Source organism: Burkholderia sp. JKS000303, assembly GCF_002563755.1.
Taxonomy (GTDB): domain Bacteria; phylum Pseudomonadota; class Gammaproteobacteria; order Burkholderiales; family Burkholderiaceae; genus Burkholderia; species Burkholderia anthina_B.
Genome location: NZ_PDBZ01000001.1, coordinates 1,400,551 through 1,422,098, shown reverse-complemented (window position 1 = coordinate 1,422,098; position 21,548 = coordinate 1,400,551). Strand labels below are relative to the sequence as shown.

Genomic DNA, 21,548 nt, shown 5'->3' with positions numbered 1-21,548 from the left:
GCGTATCGGCGGCAGCCGGCCGTTTCCTGCGTGATTGCCCCGCCGCGCCGTTATGCGAGAATCCCCCGCAACGACAACTCAAGCGTCGATCGCGGCGGCCGTCCGCGCATCGCGCCGACTTCCGATGGCAGCCATTCCGTCCTCTCCGACCGCCGGCGACGCCCGCGTGCCGACCGACGCGCAGCGGGCGCTGCTCGCGCGCCTGCAAGCCTATTCCCCCGATGACCCGAATGCCGCGCTGCCGTACAGCCGACGCCTTGCCGACGCGGAAGGCTGGACGCATGCGCACGCGCTCGCCGTGATCGACGAATACAAGCGCTTCGCGTTCCTTGCGCAGGCGGCCGGGCATCCCGTCACGCCATCGGTCGCGGTGGATGCCGCGTGGCATTTCCACCTGCAATACACGGTCGAATACTGGGACGTGTTCTGTGCCGGCGTGTTGCAGGCGCGGCTGCATCACATGCCCGGCACCGGCGCGCCGGACGAGGCCGTCGTGTACGAGCAGCGCTATCGCGACACGCTCGACAGCTATCGTCGGCTGTTCGGCTGCGAGCCGCCTGAATCGATCTGGCCTCGCCCCGATGCGCGGCCGGTCGACGCCGGAGCACCGCGGGCGGAGGCGGGCAGGGCAGCAGCGGAACCGGAGCGTGCAGCCGGTCCCGCTGTCCGCCGGACATGGCGTGACCGGCTGTCGAAGGCGATCGTGCCGGCCGCCGCCGCGAGTGTCATTGCGACGGCCGCATCTGCGCGGGACTTCGACGTACTGAACTACGCGGGCCCGCAATTTCTCGCGTTCTATGTCCCTGCCTGCATTGCCGCGCTGCTGCTGATCGTGGTGCTGCAACAGATCGAATACCAGTGTCGGCGCAGACGCACGCAGGAAGTCGCGTCGGGCCTGACGGCCGAGGAGGTCGCGTATCTCGTCGGCGACGAGGCGCGGGCCGTGCAGGTCGCGACGCTGTCGCTTGTTCGCTCGGGTGCGATCGACCTGCTGCCGGGCGGGCGAGTCGGTGCACGTGTGCTGGGCGCGCGCGTGCAGATCGCCGATGCGTTACGGGCCGGCGCGTATGCGGGCGAATGCGAATGGCTGGCGGCACAGCCTGCCGGGGAGGCGAGCTTCGGCGCGTTCCGTCAGCTTCTTGCGCGCCGCGTGTCCGACTATGCGAGTGCGTTGCGTGGGCGCGGCTGGCTGTGGGCTTCCGGCGAAATGCGGGCGGCGCGGATGGCCGCGCGTGCGGTCGCGCTGGTCGTGCTCGGCACGGGGGCGGCGAAGCTCGCGGTCGGGCTCAGTCGGGGCCGACCGGTTCTGCTGCTCGCCATCAGCATGGCGGTGTTCGCGATCGCATACCGCATCGTCGCGCGGCGTCTGACGGGTTTCGGACGCAGTGGCCTGACGGTCGGTGCGCGGACGGCGCTCGCCGCCCATCGGAGCGCACGCCGTGACGAGCCTGATTCGCCGGACGCGCTGCTGTGGGCCACCGCGCTATCCGGTGCCGGCGTGCTCGCGGGCACCGCATGGGCCGCGCATTCGATCCTGCTGATGGAGCCGCCGCCGGTGCCGCCGGGCGCCGTGCGCGGTGGCGGGTCTGGCGGTTCGACGTATAGCTCGTCCGATTCCGGGACGAATTGCTCGTCGTCGAGTTCATGCAGTTCGAGCTCGTGTAGTTCGAGCAGTTGTGGCGGGTGTTCGTCGAGTAGTTGAACGCGCTTCGCGTTGCGCCGTGCCATCGGCGTGTACTGGATCGCCGGACAAAAAAATGCCCGCGTGAACGCGGGCATGAGTCGAACGAGCACGCCCTCACTTCGGCGTGTAGTGCTTGTTGTCCGTGGATACGGCTTCGCGGGCGCCGTTACAGGCGCGCCATGTGGTGATATTCGCTGACGGCCTGCACACGTCCCATGGCCGCGTGATATTCGTCGGCGAGTTCGCGCTGCGCGAGATGGGCTTCGGCAAAAATGCGCTCGTTGCTGGCCTGAATGCGGCGCATCGCGGCGAGACCTTCCGGCGGCTGGTTCGCCGTCATCGCCATGAGCAGCGGCGAGCGGGCTTCCGCGAGACGCGCGGCTTCCACCCAGTCGGCCATCGACGCTGCGTGTTCGATGCCGTCGGTGAGTGCGTTCAGCCGCTCGATCAGTTCGTGCTGTTCCATTTTTCGCCTCGTACGCGCTGCTTACTTGTTGTTCGACATTGCGCCGGCGCTGTTCGTGCCGCCGAACAGCTGCGTCAGGTATTGCGAATTGTTGTTCATCGTCGCCATCAGCGTGTTCAGCGCGGTGAATTGCGCCTGGTACTGGTTCGTCAGCTGAGTCGTGTAGTCCGCCAGGTTCGACTGCTGTTGCGCGATGCTCTTCAGGTCGGCGTTGAGTGCGGACGTCCGCACGTCGATCAGGCCGCCCGTCTGCGTGAACTTGGTGATCGCCGTCGACATTTGCGCGCCGATGCCGTTCGTCGAGTTGAACAGTGCGGCGACGCCCGCCGCGTTGTTCTGCAGCGCGGTATTGAGCTTGGTGCTGTCGGCCTGCAGCGTGCCGTCGGCCTGCAGCGTGATGCCGATCGACGACAGCGTCAGCGTCGAGTTGCCGCTCTTCACGCCCGTCGTGACGAGCGACGCGAGCGAGTTCTTGATCGTGTTCAGCGTCGAGTCGCCGAGCAGCGGGCCTTGCGTGGTCGCACCGGACGTGAACTGGGTGAGCGTGCCCATCGTCGTGACGAGGGTGTTGTACAGGCTCACGAAATTGTTGATCGCCGTGGCTTGCGACTTCGTGTCGGGCGCGATCGTCAGGGTCTGCGCCTGCGCGTCGCCGACCGCGGCGGACGTCAGGTTCAGCGTCACGCCGGCGATCGCGGTGTTGACCGTGTTGGTCGAGCTCGTTGCGCTGATGCCGTTGATCGAGAACGCGGCGTCCTGGCCGGGCGTGCTCTGCGACCAGGCGGCACTGGTGTTGGCGGACGTGTAGGTCGACGGACCGCCATTCTGGCCGGGGACGGACGTAACGCCGAGATTCGACAGTCCGGCGTCGCCGCTCAGATTGCTGACTGCGACGCTGATCGTGTTGGCCGCGCCGGTCGATGCCGAGCTCAACACCAGGTGGGCGCCGTCGGTGCCGGTGACGACCGTTGCCGTGATGCCGGGGTTGCCCGATGCGCCGTTGATCGCGGCTGCGATGCCGGCCACCGTGTTGTTCGAGCTGTCGACGTTGACGGAGAACGACTGGGTGCCGAGCGACAGGGCCAGCGTACCGCTGCCGAGGCCCTTGGTCGGGTCGGTGAAGCCGACCGACGACAACGCCTGCGCGGATGCGACCCGGCTCACGTTCACGTTGTAGGTGCCGGCGACCGCGCCCTGGCCAGCCGTCGCGGTGAGGCCGGTGCCGCTTGGCGTCGCGGTGAAGGTGCTCTGCAGCGTGCCGTTGGTGAGGGTCGTCAGGCCGGCCTGCAGCGCGCTCAGCGCGGCCGACAGCGTGCCGTATGCGGAAATCTGGGTGTTGTCGGAGGTTTGCTGCGCGGTCAGCGCGGATGTCTGGCCGGCCGTTTTCGCGTTCACGAGCGCCGTCACGAGGGAGTTGACGTCCATCGTCGTGTTGCCAGTCGAGCCGCTGATGATCGACTGCGCGGCTTGCTGAAGCGCGCTGTCCGCGCTGGCGCTGGACGTACTGGTATTGACGGTGGACATATGATGGCTCCGTGCCCCGGATGAGCGATGCGTATGGGGTTATCGAACGCGTAGTGCGTGAAGGCCTGCGGTGTTGCGTTTTCGGTTGAATTCGGCCGGTACAGGCCGAAGCGCCCGGGGCGCCGCGCGTTGCTTTGCGCGAGGCCCCGGGCGTGACAGCGAGAAGCGATATTACTGCAGGAGCTTCAGGACCTGCTGCGGCAGCGAGTTCGCTTGCGCGAGCACCGAGATGCCGGCCTGCTGCAGCACCTGTGCCTTGCTCAGGTTCGCGGTTTCCTGCGCGAAGTTCGCGTCCTGGATTTGCGACTGGGCTTGCGACAGGTTGGTCGACTGCGTTTGCTGCGTCGTGCTGATCGCGGTGAAGCGGTTTTGCGCGGCGCCGAGGTTTGCCTGCAGGTTGTTGACGGCTGCCAGCGCGTTGTCGATCGACTCCATCGCGAGGTTTGCGCCTGCGGTCGAGCTGATGTCGATGCTTGCGACCGTGCCCGGCTTGTTCGCCGCGTTGATCGATGCGGTGGTGCCGGTGACGCTTGCCAGGTTCGACGGAACGGCATAGGCGGTGCCGCTCGTCAGCGCGCCAGCGAGTCCCAGCGTGTCGCCGAAGTTGGTGTTGGTGGATTCCGTGAACAGCGAACCAATGCCGGCCGCGTCACCGGCTTTGGCAGGCGAGGTCTCTTGCGAAATGTCCGAGCCATTCGAGCCGATCAGGAAGCCGCCGGTGCCGTCCGCGTAGATTTGCAGCGACGTGATGGCCGGCGTGCCGCTGCCGGTGTAGGCCGTGCCGTCTGCGTTCAGGCTCAGACCGGTCAGTTCGCCGAGCTTCGTGCCCTTCGTCGCGAGGTCTGCCGTCGCGGTTGCCTCGCTCGTTGCGCTCAGTGCGGCAATGTTCTGCGTTGCGCCTGCAAGGCTTGCAGCCTGAGACTGCGTGTTCGACGTGGCTGCGAGGGCACCTTGCGGTTGCAGCGTCAGCGGTGCCGGCGTAGTCGCATTGCCGGTCGTGCTCGCACCGAACAGGTTCGAGACGGCGCCGCTCTTCAGTGCCTGATTGTTTTGATCCGTGAACTTGAAGCCGCCGTTGCCGTCGGCGATCACGTTGATCTGGGTGATCGCTGCCGTGCCCGAGCCGGTGTAGGACGTGCCGTCGCTGTTCAGTGCGATGCCCGTGTACGATCCGAGCGTCGAGCCCGAGGTCGCGACGCCGCTGCCGAGCGACGCAGCCGACAGGCTTTGCGACAGATTCAGGTTGATCGTCTGGCCGACGTTCGCGCCGACCTGGAAGCTGATGTTGCCGGCCGAACCGTCGAGCAGGTTCTTGCCGTTGTAGTTCGTCTGCGAAGCGATACGGTTCACTTCCGAGATCTGCTGCGCCACTTCGGTTTGCAGTGCCTGCTGGTCGCTTTGCGACAGCGAGCCGCTCGACGATTGCACGGCCAGCTGGCGGATACGCTGCAGGCTCGACGTGATCTGCGACAGGCCGCTCGATGCGGTCTGGATCATCGACACGCCGTCGTTCGCGTTCGACACGCCCTGGTTCAGGCCGTTGATCTGCGTTTGCATGCGGGTCGCGATTGCGAGACCTGCCGCGTCGTCGGCCGCGCTGTTGATGCGCTTGCCCGACGACAGGCGGGTGATTGCCTGCGACAGGGCGTTTTGCGAGCCGTTGAGGTTCTGCTGAGCAACCAGCGAGTTGATGTTGCTATTGATTCCGAGCATGGAAATTCTCCTGTTTAAGCCGAAAGCCCTGGAAAGCCGTTTTGGCATCGGCGGAAGCACTCGTTCATTGCTGGCCGCCTCAGAGCAGGATTTCGGCGGCCCAAAACAAAACTTGAGGGCATCGTTATCATTCGGCCCGATTTTTTGCCCTTCTTTGTCATTTCGACCGGGCCCGACACGGCGTCGGACAAAAACGGGGGCGGAATAGCCCGGCTGCGATGTGATGCGGATGCGCACGCGCAATCGACAAAAGGATGGTTTTGTCTGTGATTCCCTGCTATGATGGCGGGCTGAATTGAGATTTTCTGTCACGCCTATGCCGTTACGGCATTCTTGCTGGCAGTCAAACGCGGCGCTGCACGTGGCTTGTGAAGCGTACTCGCGGTGCTTTACGCCTCTCTTTTCCGGCCTCCGAGGCCGCATTTCCGCTCGTTTCGCCTGTTGTGGGGACGCCCGGATGGCCGGTGCGTGGCGCTTGGCCGCTACGTTTTTGACCGTTTAAGCAATTTAGGAACGACATGACGACGATTCTTCTGAAAGAAAACGAGCCGTTCGAAGTGGCGATTCGCCGCTTTCGCCGTGCTATCGAAAAAAATGGCCTGATCGCTGAACTGCGCGAACGCCAGTCCTACGAAAAGCCGACCGCAGTCCGCAAGCGCAAGAAGGCAGCAGCCGTCAAGCGCCTGCACAAGCGCCTGCGCAGCCAGATGCTGCCGAAGAAGCTCCACTAAGAGCGTCTCCGGTTCGCCGCAAACGGCGGAGCGTGCTTCGAAAGAAGCCGCTCCGCCGTTTTGCTTTTTGGCGCCGGTTTGGCGGTTTCGACCGGCCGGCCCGGCGCCGCCGGTCGCCTCGCTCAGAAGTCGATCTTCGCGTTCAGGCTCACTGTGCGCGGATCGCCCGGCTTCACATAGTCGGCGTACTGGTATTCCCAGTAGCGGCGGTTCAGCACGTTGTCGATCGACGCGCGCAGCGTCACGTCGTGGCGGCCGATGCGCGTCAGATAGCGCGCGCCGGCATTGACGACGAGGAAGCCGGGCGCGTCGAGCCCGCCCGCCGCGCGCAGCGGCGTGGCGCCGGTGAATTTCGCGTCGATGCCGAGCGTCAGGCCCGGAACGCCCGGCACCGCATAGCCGAGGTCGCCCGCGAGCACGAAGCGCGGTGCGCCCGCGACGCGGTTGCCGTTGTTGCCGATCCCGTTCGCATACCACGCGTCGAGCAGCATCGCATCGACGCCCGCGTGCCAGCGCGCACCGAGCTTCGCGCGCGCGCCGAATTCGATCCCCTGGATCACCGATTCGCCATCCTGCACGTAGACGTTGGCGGCGTTCGCATATTCGGCGCTGCGCTCGACGCGGAACAGCGCGGCCGTCGCGCTCCAGCGCGCGTGCTCGCTCTTGATCCCCAGTTCGTACTGCTTGCTGCGCAGCGGCTTGAGAATCTGGCCCGCGTTGGCGTAAACATCGTTCACGCGGCTGCCAGGCTCGAGCGATTCGGCGTAGCTCGCGTATGCGGTGGTGGTCGGCGCGAGCTTGACCATCACCGCGAAGGTCGGCGTCACGACGCCGTTCTGGCTGTAGCCGGGATCTTCGGCGCCGCTCGTTTCGAACGAGCGCTGCTCGTAGTTCATGTAGCGCACGCCGGCGAGTACCGACCAGCGCTCGGTGAGTTGCACGGTGTCGCTCGCGAACAGCGATTTCTGCGTGATCTCGCTCGTACGGTACTGGACGAAGCCGTGCGGGCTCTCGTAGCGGTACGGGTTCGGCGAGTAGAGATTGCCCGTGCCGAGCGGCACGTACACGCTGTTCGCCGAATAGTCGTTCGTCTGTTTCTGCCATGACGCGCCGAGCACGATCTGGTGGCTGAACGGGCCGGTGCGCACCTTGCCCTCGACCATCGCGCGCCACTGGCTGAAGCGGTTGTCCTCCAGCCCGGCATAACGGCTGTCCGAGTAGTCGCCGGCCGCATTCTGCAAGGACAGCGTGCTTTCGTTGCGATCGCGCGTCGACCTGCTGTAGCTGTACGCGACGTCGAGCTGCCAGTCGGGCGCGAGCTGGTACTGCAGCCCGGCCGTGTAGAGCTGCAGGTTCGTGTTCAGGTACTGGTCCTGGCCGCCGAGGTTCGTCGTGCCGCCGCTGATCGTCGCGGGCAGCGCGTCGCCCGGATAGCCGCCGACGAAGAGCGACGGCGTCTGGCCGGACGCGCGGCGCTCCTGGTACAACGCGCCGAACGTCACCGACAGGTCGCGCGTGAGGTTCGCCTGCAGCGCGAGCGACACGCTGTCGCGCCGAATGTTGCCGTCGTTGTACGTCTTGCCTTCCTCGTGCGTCGCGTTCAGCCGCGCGCCGAACATGTTGTCCGGCCCGAAGCGCTGGCCGAGGTCGACGTGCTCGGTCCATACGGCGGTGCTGCGATAGCCGACGTCGATGCTGCGCACCGGTTCGGCGGTCGGCTGCTTCGTCACGTAGTTGACGACGCCGCCAGGCGTCACGAAACCGTAGAGGAAACCGCCGAGCCCTTTCAGCAACTCGACGCGTTCGAGTTGCTCGTACGGCATGGTGACGCCGTACGAGATGAACGGCAGCCCGTCGATCTTGTAGCCGTTCTGCCAGTCGAGCTGCATGCCGCGCACGGTTACGTAGTTGGCCCACGCGCTGTATGCGCCGCTGTTGTCGGACACGGCCGCATCGTTCGCGAACACGTCGCCGAGCTTATACGGCTGACGCGCCTCGAGTTCCTCGGACGTCACGATGGTCGTCGAGAACGGCGTGTCGAGCTGGCGGCGCGCGCCCAGCGCGCCGGCGGACAGCTCGTCGGTCAGGTGCTGGGGCGAATCGTGTGCGGCCGTGATGTTGAGGGCCGGCAGCAGCGCGGTGTCGCCGGGCGATTCGTCCGCGTGCGCGAGCGACGCGGCGAAGCAGGCGAGGACGGCCGCCATACGGCGCGGTCGAACGGGAGGGCAGGCGAGACAGGCGGTCATGGCGAGTAAATAAAAATGCGATTAAGAATCATTCGCGTTGCGTTAAAATGTCGCGCATCGTATCAAAACTCGCGTCATGCGCAACAATTCCATACCGCACGCAAGGACTTCCGGCCACGCATCGTCACGGCGGGACGGTTGTCGCGGTGCCTTACAGCCAATGACCTGCATCACGTCGATTCGGAGCCGCCGTTCGCGCCGGCCCGCCTTTCTTTCGCGGAGCGCGCGATGAATGCGCTCCTGCGACCGTTCCTCGTTCGCCTGCACCGCTGGTTCGGCCTGGCGATCGCGCTGTTCCTGTTCGTCGCGGGCCTCACCGGCGCGCTGATCGCCTGGGATCACGAACTCGACGCCGCGCTGAACCCGAATTTCTACGTCGCGCGCAGCGATGCCGCGCCGCTGACGCCGCTCGCGCTCGCGGCGCGCATCGAAGCTGCCGATCCGCGCGTCCACGTGACCTACCTGCCGCTGGCGACCGAGCCGGGACACACGCTGCAGGCGGGCGTGATGCCGCGCGTCGATTCGAAGACCGGCCGGTTGCCCGTGCTCGACTTCAACCAGATCGCGGTCGATCCCGCGACGGGCACCGTGCAGGCGCGCCGTGAATGGGGCGCGCTGTCGCTCGCGCGGCTCGATCTGATGCCGTTCATCTACCGGCTGCACTATTCGCTGTTTCTGCCCATGTATGGCGGGATCAACCTCGGGTTCTGGGTGATGGGCATGGTCGGCATCGTCTGGGCGCTCGACAGCCTGATCGCGCTGGTGCTCGCGTTCCCGAACCCCAAAAGCTGGCGCAAGTCGTTCGCGTTTCGCGTGCGGCGCGGCGGTTATCCGCTCGTGTTCGACCTGCACCGCTCGGGCGGCGTCTGGGTGTGGGGGCTGCTGCTGGTCGTTGCGGTCACATCGATCTCGATGAATCTCGCCGTCCCGGTCGTGCGTCCGCTCGTGTCGCTGGTTTCACCGCTTGCCGAGACGCCGTACACGAATCCCGAGCATTTTCCGCCGGCCCCGCCGGGCAGTCAGGTGCTGCCGCGCGAGCGGATCGTCGAACTCGCGCGCTCGGCCGGACGCGAAGCCGGGATCGCCGCACCGCCTGGCGCGCTGCTGTTCGCGCCGGCGATGAATGTTTACGCGGTCGGGTTCTTCACGCCCGGCAACGATCACGGCGACGTCGGGCTCGGCAACGCGTGGCTCTACTGGGATGCGGTGACCGGCAAGCCCGTTGCCGCACAGGTGCCGGGTCGCGGCTCGGCCGGCGACCTGTTCATGCAGGCGCAGTTTCCGCTGCACTCGGGGCGGATAGCCGGCGTGGCGGGCCGTATTGCGGTGAGTGTGCTCGGCATCGTCATCGCGATGCTCAGCGTGACGGGTATCTGTATCTGGGTGAAGAAGCGCGGCGCACGGGGGCGGGCGGCGCGCAGTGTGCGTGCGGGCCGCCTCGCCGACGTCGTCACGCGTGACGCGCCCGGCGACAGGCCCGGTCGCGACGGGGCGCGGGCGACTGCCGATGCCCGGCGGGTCGCCGATCCGGCTGGCCGATAAGGCCTCGCCGCTTTCAGCCCGCGTTGCGGCGCCGTGCCGACTGCTTGCCGCCGAGCGCCGCGCATTGCGCGTGGCAGGGGCAGCCGACCTCGTGGTCGTTGACCATCCCGGTTGCCTGCATCAGCGCATAGCAGATCGTCGAGCCGACGAACTTGCAGCCGTACGCCTTCAGCGCCTTGCTGAGCGCGTCGGACTCGGCGGTCGACGCGGGGGCGTCGCGATACGATTCCCACGCGTTCTGGATCGGCGTATGGTCGACGAACGACCACAGGAATTGCGCGAGCGACCCGTGCTCGTCGCGAATGCGCTGCACGGCCCGCGCATTGGTCACCGTGGACTCGACCTTCGCGCGGTTGCGCACGATGCCGGGATTCTCGAGCAGTTTCTCGATGCGCTTCGGCGTGAAGCGTGCGACCGCGTCGACGTCGAAGTCCGCGAATGCTTCGCGATAGCCGGCTCGCTTGTTCAGGATCGTCGACCATGACAGCCCTGCCTGTGCACCCTCCAGGATCAGCATTTCGAACAGGTGGCGGTCGTCATGCGACGGCACCCCCCATTCGGTATCGTGATAGTGAGCATCCGCTTCCGTCTTCACCCAATTGCACCGCTGCGACATCGTCAGCCTCGTCCAGTGTCGATTCGATCGCGCCAGCATAGCGGAAGCCCCATGCACGGGATAGCTGGCCGAACGGCAGATGGGCGCGCGGTGCCGATCCGGTTAAGCTTGGCGCCTGTTCGAATCAGCGGGGTCAAGGCATGACGGCATTACTTTTTGCGATCGGGGTCGACGGCGGCGGCACGGGCACCCGCGTGGTACTGGCCGATCGGCACGGGAAAGAGCTCGCGCAGGGGCGTGGCGGTCCGTCGGGCCTTGGCCTCGGCATCGAGCGCGCGTGGGCATCGATCGGCGCGGCCTGTGCCGACGCGTTCGGGCGCGCGGGGTTCGCGTTCGACTGGTCGCAGTGCGCGCTCGGCTGCGGGCTCGCGGGCGTCAACAATGCCGCGTGGCTCGCCGCGTTCCGCGCGCAAGCGCCGCTCGGCGCGCTCGCGATCGCGATCGAGAGCGACGCCTATACGACCGTCGTCGGCGCGCACGGCGGCGCGCCAGGGCTCATCGTCGCGCTCGGCACGGGCAGCATCGCGGCGTCGCTGGATGCGGCCGGCACCTGCCGCATCTCGGGCGGCTTCGGCTTTCCGTCTGGCGACGAGGCGAGCGGCGCATGGCTCGGCATGCGCGCGCTCGCGTATGCGCAGCAGGCGCTCGACGGCCGTGTGCCGTGCGACGCGTTCGCCGATGTGCTGCTCGCGGAGACGGGCGCGCACGACCGCGACGCACTCGTCCAGTGGTCATGCGATGCGAGTCAGACGATCTACGCGAGCCTGGCGCCGATCGTGCTCGCGCACCGCACACATCCTTATGCTGCAGCGCTGATCGCGCAGGCCGGCGACGACATCGGCAAGATGATCGATGCGCTCGATCCGCATCAGGCGTTGCCGATCGCGCTGTGTGGCGGGCTCGCCGACGCGCTCGCGCCGGCGGTACCCGCGCGCTATGCCGCGCGGCTGCGCGCACCGATCGACGATTCCGCACACGGTGCGTTGCGGCTTGCGCTGCGGGCGTTGAAAGACGCCGAAGCGGGCTGAACGGCAAAACGGCAGACTTGCCAGCGAAGGGCGAAGGGCGAAGGGCGAAGGGCGAAGGGCGAAGGGCGAAGGGCGAAGGGCGAAGGGCGAAGGGCGAAACCCGGCACACAGTCTCCATTCCCCAACCGCCCGACGTGCCTCCGGGCACGACGTTAAAATGACGGTTCCGCAGAATCCTGCGCGCCTTTTACCCCGCCCGCCATGTACAAAGTCATCGCCACCGATCTCGACGGCACTCTGCTGAACAGCGACCACCAGCTCGATCCGTACACGATCGAGACCGTCCGCCGGCTCGACCGCGACGGCCTGCAGTTCGTGATCGCGACGGGGCGCCATTACGCGGACGTCGCCGGTATCCGCGACGTGCTGGGCATCCGGCCGTACCTGATCACGTCGAACGGTGCGCGCGTGCATGCGCCGGACGACACGGCGATCCATGCGCAGGACATCGATCCGGCGATTGTCCGCGGCCTCGTGCAGCCGGGCGTGGTCGGCGCGCACGGGCGCGTGATCGTCAACCTGTTCACCGACCGCGGCTGGCTGATCGATCGCGACGCGCCGCACCTGCTCGAATTCCACCAGGATTCGGGGTTCCGGTACGACGTGATCGACATGGCCGCGCACGACGGCGCCGACATCGCGAAGGTGCTGTACATCGGCGAGCCGGCCGATCTGGCGGTGGTCGCCGAGCAGATGCGGGTGCAGTTCGGCGATGCGCTGTACGTCACGTACTCGCTGCCCGATTGCCTCGAAGTGATGACGGCGAACGTGTCGAAGGGCCGTGCGCTGCGCGCGGTGCTCGGGCGGCTCGGCGTCGACACCGGCCACTGCATCGCATTCGGCGACAACATGAACGACATCGATCTGCTCGAAACCGCCGGTCACGCGTTCATGATGAACAACGCGAATCCCGATCTGATCGCGCACCTGCCGCACATCCCGCGCATCGGCAACAACTTCGATGCGGGCGTCGCCCGTCACCTGCGCACGCTGTTCTCGCTCGAGGACACCCTCGACGGCGTCGCCGCTTCCTGAGCGGAAATGAAAAACGGGCGCCCATGGCGCCCGTCGAAATGACTTGCCTCGATATTGTTGGACAGCGTGAGGCTCGCTGCTCTGCTCGCGTGACCCCGTAGTGTTTTATTCGCTTGTGCGAGCGGATGTGGGCAGCAGGTCGACGGTATCGTCGCGTCCGGCGACCAGCGGGTAAATGATCCCGGCGAGCACCGCGCCGATCAGCGGCGCGACCCAGAACAGCCAGAGCTGGCCGATCGCATCGCCGCCGACGAACAGCGCCGGGCCGGTCGAGCGGGCCGGGTTCACCGACGTGTTGGTGACCGGAATCGAGATCAGGTGGATCAGCGTCAGGCACAGCCCGATCGCGATCGGCGCGAAGCCTGCCGGCACACCGCGCTTGTCGGTCGCGCCGAGAATCACGAACAGGAAGAAGCCCGTCATCACGACTTCGCAGATGAACGACGCGCCGAGCGAGTAGTGGCCGGGCGAGCGATCGCCGAAGCCGTTCGTCGCAAAACCGCTGCCGACGACGTCGAAGCCCGGCTTGCCGGACGCAATCAGATACAGCACGAACGCGCCGATCGTGGCGCCGACGACTTGCGCGACGATGTACGGTGCGAGATCGCGTGCCGGGAAGCGGCCGGCGACCGTCAGGCCGACGCTCACTGCCGGATTCAAGTGGCAACCCGAAATATGGCCGATCGCGAATGCCATCGTCAGCACGGTCAGGCCGAATGCAAGGGCGACGCCGGCAAAGCCGATGCCGAGGCCCGGAAAGGCGGCAGCCAGCACGGCGCTTCCGCACCCGCCGAGCACCAGCCAGAACGTGCCGAATACCTCTGCAGCCAGACGCTGAGAAAGATTCATGTAAGGACCTCGTTCGAGTGGATTGATGACAATCGGACGACGTGCTGAATAATCCCGTCGCCCGGAATTGGTCTGGATTATAGGAAATGAATCGGCTGGTTGAGGGTCAACGATTGTTAAATTTGAATGGCTGACGAATGGCTCTTATTAGAATAAGTCCGCATTCTCGATATAGCCGAATCGGTTAAAGATGACGGCATTAATGTCGAAGGGCAGCGCGTCAGTACAGATGACGTAACGGGTGTCGATGTTCCGGCCAGACTCGCCGGAACCGCATCATGAAAAAGGGGAGTCGAAAAATGTCTCAATACGCGAAACTCAAGGCGCAAATCGCCGATCTGCAGGCTCAGGCGGAAGACGTGCGGCGTCAGGAAGTGGCGGCGGTGATTGCCGACGTCCAGCGAATGATTGCCGAATATGGCCTCACGGCCGAGGACCTGGGCTTCGCGGAGCGAGCGCGGCGCGGCCGTCCGCCGAAAAAGGCACCGCTGCCGCCGAAATACCAGGATCCGAAGTCGGGCGCCACGTGGAGTGGCCGCGGTAAGCCGCCGAATTGGATCGTCGGGAAAAACCGCGATCGTTTCCTGATCCAATGACCGGTAAAAAAGAAAGAGCCGCATCGTCGATGCGGCTCTTTGGTTTTACGCGACGGATTTCGGCGCGAATTTTACAGAATATTTCCTGATGAATTTCGGCGTCAGGCGCTCGCGACCCGGCGCAAGGTCGGCTGTTTTGCCGTCGTGCAAAGCGATTCGTAAGTTTCGACATAACGTCGCGCCATCGCTTTAGCGCTGAAACGCGTGTCGAAGCGCGCCCGAATCGCGTCGCGCGACAGGCTGTCGATCCGGTGCAGCGCACCGACCGCGCCCTGCACGTCCTCGACGATGAAGCCGGTCACCCCATCCTCGATCACCTCCGGCACCGAGCCGCGGTTGAACGCAACGACCGGCGTGCCGCAAGCCATCGCTTCGATCATCACCAGGCCGAACGGCTCCGGCCAGTCGATCGGGAACAGCAGCGCCTTCGCGCCCGACAGGAACGCCGGCTTCTGCGCCTCGTTGATCTCGCCGATGAATTCGACATGCGCTTCGCCCAGCAGCGGCTCGATCACTTCCTTGAAGTAGTCGGCGTCGGCCTTGTCGACCTTCGCGGCGATCTTCAGCGGCAGCCCGCTTTGCGCGGCGATCCGGATCGCGGTGTCGACGCGCTTTTCGGGACAGATCCGGCCGAGGAAAGCGAGATATTCGGGCTTCACGTCCGGCCGCGGCGTGAGCAGCGTCTCGGGCAGCCCGTGATACACGGTGCCGGCCCATGCGGCCTGCGGCAGCGGCTTGCGCTGCGAGTTCGAGATCGACACGACCGGCGATTCCGGGAACGCGTCGAACACCGGCTGCAACTCCGGCAGGTCGAGGCGGCCGTGCAGCGTCGTCACGTACGGCGTATCGAGACGCGACATCAGCGCGAACGGCAGGTAGTCGAGGTGGAAGTGCAGCACGTCGAATTCGTGCGCGACGCGGGCGACCTGCTCGATGAGCCGCATATGGGGCGCCATCGAATCGCGAATCGACGGGTCGAGCCGCAGGGCGCGCGGCCATGCCGCCTCGAGGCGGGCGGACGTGACGGAGTCGCCGCTGGCGAACAGCGTCACATCGTGGCCGAGCTCGACGAGCGCCTCGGTGAGGTAGGACACGACACGCTCGGTGCCGCCATAGAGTTTCGGCGGGACAGCTTCGTAAAGCGGCGCGATCTGGGCAATACGCATGGGGCGTTCTCCAGTGTCGACCAGCGTGAGCGCTCGAGTGCGTGTGCTGGTCCGGTGCAAGGGTTGCGGAACTCGCCGACGTACGCTTTCTGCGGTACGTGGCCCGTTGCGTGGCGCGGTGCGCGGGACGTCGGGCGGCAAGCTGCGGGGCGGGCCGGCGCGGCTCACGCCGCCGCCCATTGGAGTCCATTATCGGTATCGCCTTCCGGGGTTCGAGTGTTTTTTCAAACACTTAAGGCTTGTTACACGATGAAATACGCGAAAACCCCGATAAAAAGAGCGCAGAAACACGCAGCGAGATAGCAGCAACTATTGTTGCGCTATCGTGAAAAAGCACTATAATTTTTACCGATTCATCCGCCGGCAGCCTTGCCGGACGGTCTTTTACCGAATTCGCCCGATGCCGAAACCCATTCGGTCGAATCCGCGCCCCGCCTGCCTCCCGCTTTCTACCTTTCAATTCGCCTTGTCGGAAAAATTCCTACACGGTTTACAGACAAATCCTGCATGGCATGCGCCACTTCGCTGATACCGGCATAAATGCCGTTTGGCCAAAATTCGCCCTGTAAGACTTATAAACGTGCCGACCCGGCGCCGAGGGCGCCCTGATCGAGCAAACGTTTTCATAACACGAAAGGCCAATGCAAAGCTTTTAACGGGGGAATCATGAGCGCTACCAGCGAAATGCTCAGTGAGATCAAAGAGGTCAACCTGTCGTACCTCCTCCTCGCGCAGCGCCTGCTGCGGGAAGACAAAGCGATGGGCATGTTCCGCATGGGAATCTCGCAGGAACTGGCCGACGTGCTCGCGAACCTCACGCTCGCCCAGACCGTGAAGCTCGCCGCGTCGAACCAGATGCTGTGCCGTTTCCGTTTCGACGATCACGCGTTGCTGTCCTCGCTCGCCGACAAAGGGCGCAGCGACGTCGTCGCGCACGCACACTCGGCCATCCTGATGGCCGGCCAGCCGGTCGAAAGCATCCGCTGACCCTTCCCCGCCTTGCGTTCGTCCCGGCGTAGCACGCCGGCGGGCGTCGTATTGGCCACTCATCCGAACAACGTCAAGCGGACGGTTATTCACCATGGCAAGCAAAAGCGTCGTGATCGAGGTGAAGGAAATCACCCTCGCCATCGAACTGATCGAACTGGGCGCCCGGCTGCAGCTGCTGGAGGCGGAGACGAGCCTGTCGCGCGACCGCCTGATCAAGCTGTACAAGGAACTGAAGGGCGTGTCGCCGCCCAAGGGGATGCTGCCGTTCTCGACCGACTGGTTCATGACGTGGCAGCCGAACATCCACTCGTCGCTGTTCTACAACATCTACCGGTTCATGCAGGACCACGGTCGCTGCGAGCCGATCCAGTCGATCGTGAAGGCGTACCGGCTGTATCTGGAGCATGTGAACCTGTCCGGCGACGAGGCTGCGCTGAGCCTCACGCGCGCGTGGACGCTCGTGCGCTTCTTCGACTCGGGGATGCTGCAGACGACCCCGTGCACGCGCTGCGGCGGCCACTTCGTCGCGCATGCGCATGATCCGCATCAAGGTTTCGTCTGCGGCCTGTGCCAGCCGCCGTCGCGCGCGGGCAAGACCCGCAAGGCCGCCGCCGCCCGCGCGGAGCTGGCCGCCGCGGCCGCCTGAGCGCCGCCGGACGGCGCCCGCGCGCCGCGCGAACCGGCCGGGATTGCTGGTAAACACCGCCGCGCTGCCGCCCCACGGCCGCCAAAGTTTTCCTGACGACTGCCGTAAACCTGTTTAACGGCGGTCTCCCCGCCGGTTTTTCGTGAGGGACAGGCAGTGCTGATTATCGTGGGAACACTCGTGACGCTGTTGTCCGTCTTCGGCGGCTATGCGCTGGCAGGCGGGCATCTGGGCGCACTGGTCCAGCCGCTCGAGATCCTGATGATCGTGGGCGCGGGCGTCGGCGCGTTCGTCCTCGGCAACGGCATGAAGACCATCAAGGCGACGCTGCGCGTGCTCCCGACGCTCTTCAAGGGCTCGAAGTACACGAAGGACGTCTATATGGAGCTGATGGCGCTCTTGTACGTCGTGCTCGCGAAGGCGCGCAAGGAAGGCACGCTGACGCTCGAGGCCGACATCGACGATCCGGACAAGAGCCCGATCTTCACGCAATACCCGAAGATCCTCGCCGATCGCCACATCGTCGAATTCCTGACCGACTACCTGCGGCTGATGGTGGGCGGCAACATGAACGCGTTCGAGATCGAGAGCCTGATGGACGAGGAGATCGAGACGCACCACGCGGAAGGCGAAGGCCCCGCGCACGCGCTGATGCGCGTCGGCGACGCGATGCCGGCGTTCGGGATCGTCGCGGCCGTGATGGGCGTCGTGCACACGATGGCGTCGGCCGACAAGCCGCCCGCGGTGCTCGGCGCGATGATCGCGCAGGCGCTGGTCGGCACGTTCCTCGGGATCCTGCTGTCGTACGGGCTGATCGGGCCGCTCGCGAGCCTTGCGGAGCAGCGCGTCGCCGAATCGACCAAGATGTTCCAGTGCATCAAGGTGACGATCCTCGCGAGCCTGAACGGCTATGCGCCGGCGATCGCGGTCGAGTTCGGCCGCAAGGTGCTGTTCTCGACCGAGCGCCCGTCGTTTGCCGAGCTCGAAGAGCACGTGCGCCGCGTGAAGGCGAAGTGACGCGGAGCGCCCGATGAGCAAGAACACCGATCGCGCGATCGTCGTGAAGCGGGTGGCGCCGCAGAAGAAGGGCCACCACGGCGGCGCATGGAAGCTCGCGTATGCGGACTTCATGACCGCGATGATGGCGTTCTTCCTGCTGATGTGGCTGCTGGGTTCGGTCACGCCGGTGCAGCTGAAGGGAATCGCCGACTATTTCAACATGCCGCTGAAGGCCGCGTTGTTGGGCAGCGGCGATCGCAGCTCGCAGGAAGCCAGCATCATCAACGGCGGCGGCCGCGACCTGTCGAGCCTCGACGCGGGCACGCTGCGCCGCACCGACGGCACGACGTCGCTCGCGGACCGCGTCGCGAAGCCGGTCGACGAGCAGTCGCACGCGCAGGCGCAGGGCGCGCTCGAGCGGCTCGAGCAGGCGCGCCTGCACGACCTGCAGATCAAGCTGATGGCGGCGATCGAGGCGAACCCGACGTTGCGCCAGTTCAAGCAGCAGATCCGCATCGATTCGACGCTGATGGGGCTGCGCATCGAGATCGTCGACACGCAGAAGCGGCCGATGTTCGCGATGTCGAGCGACCAGGTCGAGCCGTACATGCGCGACATCCTGCGCGAGATCGGCAAGACGCTGAACGACGTGCCGAACCGGATCATCGTCCAGGGCCACACCGACGCGGTGCCGTACGCGGGCGGCGAAGGCGGCTACAGCAACTGGGAGTTGTCCGCCGACCGCGCGAACGCGTCGCGCCGCGAGCTGATCGCGGGCGGCATGGACGAGGCGAAGGTGATGCGCGTGCTCGGCCTCGCATCGACGCAGAACCTGAACAAGGCCGATCCGCTCGATCCGGAAAACCGCCGGATCAGCGTGATCGTGTTGAACCGCAAATCCGAAGACGCGCTGATGCGCGACGACCAGACGACCACGACGCTGTCGGCCGACGCGGCGGGCTCGAAGCTGCTGGCACAGCAGCTCGGCGGCCCGTCGGCGGCGGTGCGGCCGGTGCTCGCGAGCGCCGTCGCCGTGGCGCCGAAACCCTGACGTTTCCCAGATTCCGAGACAGACATGATCCGAACCATTCTCGCCATCGACGACTCCGCGACCATGCGTGCGCTGCTGCAGGCGACGCTTGCGCAGGCGGGCTACGACGTGACGATGGCGCCGGACGGCGAAGCCGGCTTCGACATGGCCGCCACCGTCGCGTACGACCTGGTGCTGACCGACCAGAACATGCCGCGCAAGAACGGGCTCGAAGTGATCGCCGCGCTGCGCAAGCTCACCGCGTACGCGGACACGCCGATCCTCGTGCTGACCACCGAAGGCAGCGATGCCTTCAAGGACGCCGCGCGCGACGCGGGCGCGACCGGCTGGATCGAAAAGCCGATCGACCCGGCCGTGCTGGTCGACCTGGTCGCGACGCTCTCCGAGCCGACGGCTTCCTGACATGAATGCGACGAACCCAATCGGTGACCGGGCATGACTCTCGACATCACGCAGTTCTACCAGACCTTTTTCGACGAAGCGGACGAGCTGCTCGCGCAGATGGAGCAGCTGCTGCTGAACCTCGACGTCGGCGCGCCCGACCCCGAGGATCTCGCCGCGATCTTTCGCGCCGCGCATTCGATCAAGGGCGGCGCGGCGACGTTCGGCTTTTCCGCGCTGACCGAGACGACGCACATCCTCGAATCGCTGCTCGACCGCGCACGCAACCATGAGCTGACGTTGACGAAGGAAATGGTCGACGCGTTCCTGGAGACCAAGGACGTGCTGTCCGACCAGCTCGTCGACTATCGGGCGAGCGCCGAACCGGACGCGGCGGCGGCCGCGACGATCTGCGCGAAGCTCGAGCGGCTGAAGGCCGAGAGCGGCGCGGGGGCCGCCGATGCCACGCCCGTCGTCGCTGCGGCCGCACCGGCACGAGTGCCTGCACCGGCGCCGGCCGCCACCGGCGGCGCCCCCGATCACGTGGTCGAGCAGGCCGTCGCGGCCGCGCATCCGGCGGCCGGCACGACGAATGCTGCCGGCGCCGCCGAAGACGGCCCGCACCTGAAGATCACGCTGAAGGGCGTCGACGCGAAGGACCGGGCGTTGCTCACCGAAGAGCTCGGCAATCTCGGCGTGATCGTCGGCCGTGAGGAAGCGGGTGCCGACCTGACGCTGTGGCTCGAATCGGACGTGCCGTCCGACGACATCGTCGCCGTGTGCTGCTTCGTGATCGACGACAGCCAGATCCGCGTCGCACGCGGCACCGCGCCGGCCGCGACCGAGGCCGCCGCGGCCGCCGCGGCCGAACCCGCCGCGCGGGTCGAGGTGTTCGCACCGGCCGCCGTCGCGCCGCAAGCGCCGGCGCCTGCCGCCGAGCCCGCACAATCGGCACACGCGGCACCGCACGCAGAACCCGCCGCCTCGGCCGCCGCGCACCACGACGACAAGCGCGCGCGCCCGGCCGCCGCGGCCGCATCGGGCGCCGAAGGCAGCTCGATCCGCGTGGGCGTCGAGAAGGTCGACCAGCTGATCAACCTCGTCGGCGAACTGGTGATCACGCAGGCGATGCTCGCCGAAACGGCCAGCGCGTTCGATCCGGCGCTGCACGACCGCCTGTTCAACGGGATGGCGCAGCTCGAGCGCAACGCGCGCGACCTGCAGGAAGCGGTGATGTCGATCCGGATGATGCCGATGGACTACGTGTTCAGTCGCTTCCCGCGGCTCGTGCGCGACCTCGCCGGCAAGCTGGGCAAGCAGGTCGAGCTCGTCACGTTCGGCCAGGCGACCGAGCTCGACAAGAGCCTGATCGAGCGGATCATCGACCCGCTCACGCACCTCGTGCGCAACAGCCTCGACCACGGGATCGAGACGGTCGACACGCGCGTGGCCGCCGGCAAGGACGCGGTCGGCCAGCTCGTGCTGTCGGCCGCCCATCACGGCGGCAACATCGTGATCGAAGTCAGCGACGACGGCGCGGGCCTGAACCGCGAACGGATCCTCGCGAAGGCCGCGAAGCAGGGCATGCAGGTGCACGACACCCTCTCCGACGACGAAGTGTGGAACCTGATCTTCGCGCCGGGCTTCTCGACCGCCGAGACGGTGACCGACGTGTCGGGCCGCGGCGTCGGGATGGACGTCGTGAAACGCAACATCCAGTCGATGGGCGGCCACGTCGAGATCACGTCGCAGGCCGGTCGCGGCACGACCACGCGGATCGTGCTGCCGCTCACGCTCGCGATCCTCGACGGGATGTCGGTGAAGGTCGGCAACGAGATCTTCATCCTGCCGCTGAACTTCGTGATGGAGTCGCTGCAGCCGTCGATCGACGACATCTACACGGTCGGCAACGGCGAGCGCGTGGTGCGCGTGCGCGGCGAATACCTGCCGCTCGTCGCGCTGCACGAGGTGTTCTCGGTCGAGGACGCGCGCACCGACCCGACCCAGGGGATCGTCACGATCATGGAAACCGAAGGGCGCCGTTTCGCGATGCTGATCGACGAACTGGTCGGCCAGCAGCAGGTGGTCGTGAAGAACCTCGAAACCAACTACCGCAAGGTCCACGGCATCTCGGCGGCGACCATCCTGGGCGACGGCAGCGTCGCGCTGATCGTCGACGTCGCGGCGCTGAACCGTGAAACCCGTGCGACGCACGGCGCCCGAGCCGGCGCCGAGCTCGCGATCTTCTGACTCTCGCCATTCAACCCATTGGGGGCAAACGTGTC

General features: G+C 66.2%; 19 protein-coding genes. 12 read left to right on the top strand and 7 right to left on the bottom strand.

The genetic code is table 11. The annotated features are described in order from the left end of the window. Positions 1-124 precede the first annotated feature (124 nt). Positions 125-1,702, top strand: a complete 1,578-nt coding sequence (locus tag BX604_RS06835; RefSeq protein ID WP_098550100.1) for a TIGR04222 domain-containing membrane protein — start codon at positions 125-127, stop codon at positions 1,700-1,702. Positions 1,703-1,850: 148 nt separating this feature from the next. Here BX604_RS06835 and BX604_RS06830 read toward each other — a convergent pair whose 3' ends face one another. From BX604_RS06830 to BX604_RS06820, 3 genes are all read right to left on the bottom strand, one after another. Then, entirely contained in the window at positions 1,851-2,150 is a 300-nt protein-coding gene (locus tag BX604_RS06830; RefSeq protein ID WP_098550099.1) for a flagellar protein FliT, read from the bottom strand. 21 nt (positions 2,151-2,171) lie between these two features. Further along, positions 2,172-3,674 (bottom strand): flagellar filament capping protein FliD, encoded by a 1,503-nt coding sequence (fliD, locus tag BX604_RS06825; RefSeq protein WP_098550098.1) that lies wholly within the window; start codon positions 3,672-3,674, stop codon positions 2,172-2,174. Between the two features lie 171 nt (positions 3,675-3,845). Continuing rightward, positions 3,846-5,387, bottom strand: coding sequence for a flagellin N-terminal helical domain-containing protein (locus BX604_RS06820; RefSeq protein WP_098550097.1), 1,542 nt, complete (start codon positions 5,385-5,387; stop codon positions 3,846-3,848). Positions 5,388-5,905: 518 nt separating this feature from the next. Between BX604_RS06820 and rpsU the strand changes: the two genes are divergently transcribed. After that, positions 5,906-6,118 (top strand): 30S ribosomal protein S21, encoded by a 213-nt coding sequence (rpsU, locus tag BX604_RS06815; protein WP_006401410.1) that lies wholly within the window; start codon positions 5,906-5,908, stop codon positions 6,116-6,118. A 122-nt stretch (positions 6,119-6,240) separates the two neighbouring features. Here the strand turns inward: rpsU and BX604_RS06810 are convergent, their stop codons facing one another. After that, positions 6,241-8,364 carry a TonB-dependent siderophore receptor gene (locus BX604_RS06810; RefSeq protein WP_098550096.1) on the bottom strand — a complete coding sequence of 708 codons (2,124 nt, stop codon included), beginning with the start codon at positions 8,362-8,364 and terminating at the stop codon, positions 6,241-6,243. A gap of 228 nt (positions 8,365-8,592) precedes the next feature. Between BX604_RS06810 and BX604_RS06805 the strand changes: the two genes are divergently transcribed. Next, the gene (locus BX604_RS06805; RefSeq protein WP_257146280.1) at positions 8,593-9,906 is read left to right on the top strand and encodes a PepSY-associated TM helix domain-containing protein; all 1,314 of its coding nucleotides are present in this window, start codon (positions 8,593-8,595) and stop codon (positions 9,904-9,906) included. Positions 9,907-9,919: 13 nt separating this feature from the next. Here the strand turns inward: BX604_RS06805 and BX604_RS06800 are convergent, their stop codons facing one another. Next, positions 9,920-10,522, bottom strand: coding sequence for a DNA-3-methyladenine glycosylase I (locus BX604_RS06800; protein WP_098550095.1), 603 nt, complete (start codon positions 10,520-10,522; stop codon positions 9,920-9,922). Positions 10,523-10,662: 140 nt separating this feature from the next. On the opposite strand from BX604_RS06800, the gene BX604_RS06795 reads away from it, so the two are divergent. Beyond that, entirely contained in the window at positions 10,663-11,550 is an 888-nt protein-coding gene (locus BX604_RS06795) for a BadF/BadG/BcrA/BcrD ATPase family protein (RefSeq protein ID WP_098550094.1), read from the top strand. 201 nt (positions 11,551-11,751) lie between these two features. Then, the gene (locus BX604_RS06790) at positions 11,752-12,585 is read left to right on the top strand and encodes a Cof-type HAD-IIB family hydrolase (RefSeq protein ID WP_098550093.1); all 834 of its coding nucleotides are present in this window, start codon (positions 11,752-11,754) and stop codon (positions 12,583-12,585) included. Positions 12,586-12,690: 105 nt separating this feature from the next. Here BX604_RS06790 and aqpZ read toward each other — a convergent pair whose 3' ends face one another. Next, entirely contained in the window at positions 12,691-13,434 is a 744-nt protein-coding gene (gene aqpZ, locus BX604_RS06785; RefSeq protein ID WP_098550092.1) for an aquaporin Z, read from the bottom strand. Between the two features lie 299 nt (positions 13,435-13,733). Here aqpZ and BX604_RS06780 point away from each other — a divergent pair, with 299 nt between their 5' ends. Beyond that, positions 13,734-14,030 (top strand): H-NS histone family protein, encoded by a 297-nt coding sequence (locus BX604_RS06780; RefSeq protein ID WP_098550091.1) that lies wholly within the window; start codon positions 13,734-13,736, stop codon positions 14,028-14,030. Positions 14,031-14,131: 101 nt separating this feature from the next. Here the strand turns inward: BX604_RS06780 and BX604_RS06775 are convergent, their stop codons facing one another. Then, positions 14,132-15,196: a glycosyltransferase family 4 protein gene (locus BX604_RS06775; protein WP_098550090.1), complete on the bottom strand. Its 1,065-nt coding sequence runs from the start codon at positions 15,194-15,196 to the stop codon at positions 14,132-14,134. A 666-nt stretch (positions 15,197-15,862) separates the two neighbouring features. Here BX604_RS06775 and flhD point away from each other — a divergent pair. The 6 genes from flhD (at position 15,863) to cheA (ending at position 21,513) form a co-directional block, all read left to right on the top strand. Further along, positions 15,863-16,183: a flagellar transcriptional regulator FlhD gene (gene flhD, locus BX604_RS06765; protein WP_098550089.1), complete on the top strand. Its 321-nt coding sequence runs from the start codon at positions 15,863-15,865 to the stop codon at positions 16,181-16,183. 94 nt (positions 16,184-16,277) lie between these two features. Next, on the top strand, positions 16,278-16,832 hold the full coding sequence (gene flhC / locus BX604_RS06760; RefSeq protein ID WP_057930165.1) for a flagellar transcriptional regulator FlhC: 555 nt from the start codon (positions 16,278-16,280) through the stop codon (positions 16,830-16,832). A 156-nt stretch (positions 16,833-16,988) separates the two neighbouring features. Then, the gene (motA, locus tag BX604_RS06755) at positions 16,989-17,849 is read left to right on the top strand and encodes a flagellar motor stator protein MotA (protein WP_098550088.1); all 861 of its coding nucleotides are present in this window, start codon (positions 16,989-16,991) and stop codon (positions 17,847-17,849) included. Positions 17,850-17,862: 13 nt separating this feature from the next. Continuing rightward, complete coding sequence (gene motB / locus BX604_RS06750; RefSeq protein WP_098550087.1) at positions 17,863-18,882, top strand: flagellar motor protein MotB; 1,020 nt, start codon at positions 17,863-17,865, stop codon at positions 18,880-18,882. 24 nt (positions 18,883-18,906) lie between these two features. After that, complete coding sequence (locus BX604_RS06745) at positions 18,907-19,284, top strand: response regulator (RefSeq protein WP_098550086.1); 378 nt, start codon at positions 18,907-18,909, stop codon at positions 19,282-19,284. A gap of 33 nt (positions 19,285-19,317) precedes the next feature. After that, positions 19,318-21,513 carry a chemotaxis protein CheA gene (cheA, locus tag BX604_RS06740; protein WP_098550085.1) on the top strand — a complete coding sequence of 732 codons (2,196 nt, stop codon included), beginning with the start codon at positions 19,318-19,320 and terminating at the stop codon, positions 21,511-21,513. Positions 21,514-21,548: the final 35 nt, after the last annotated feature.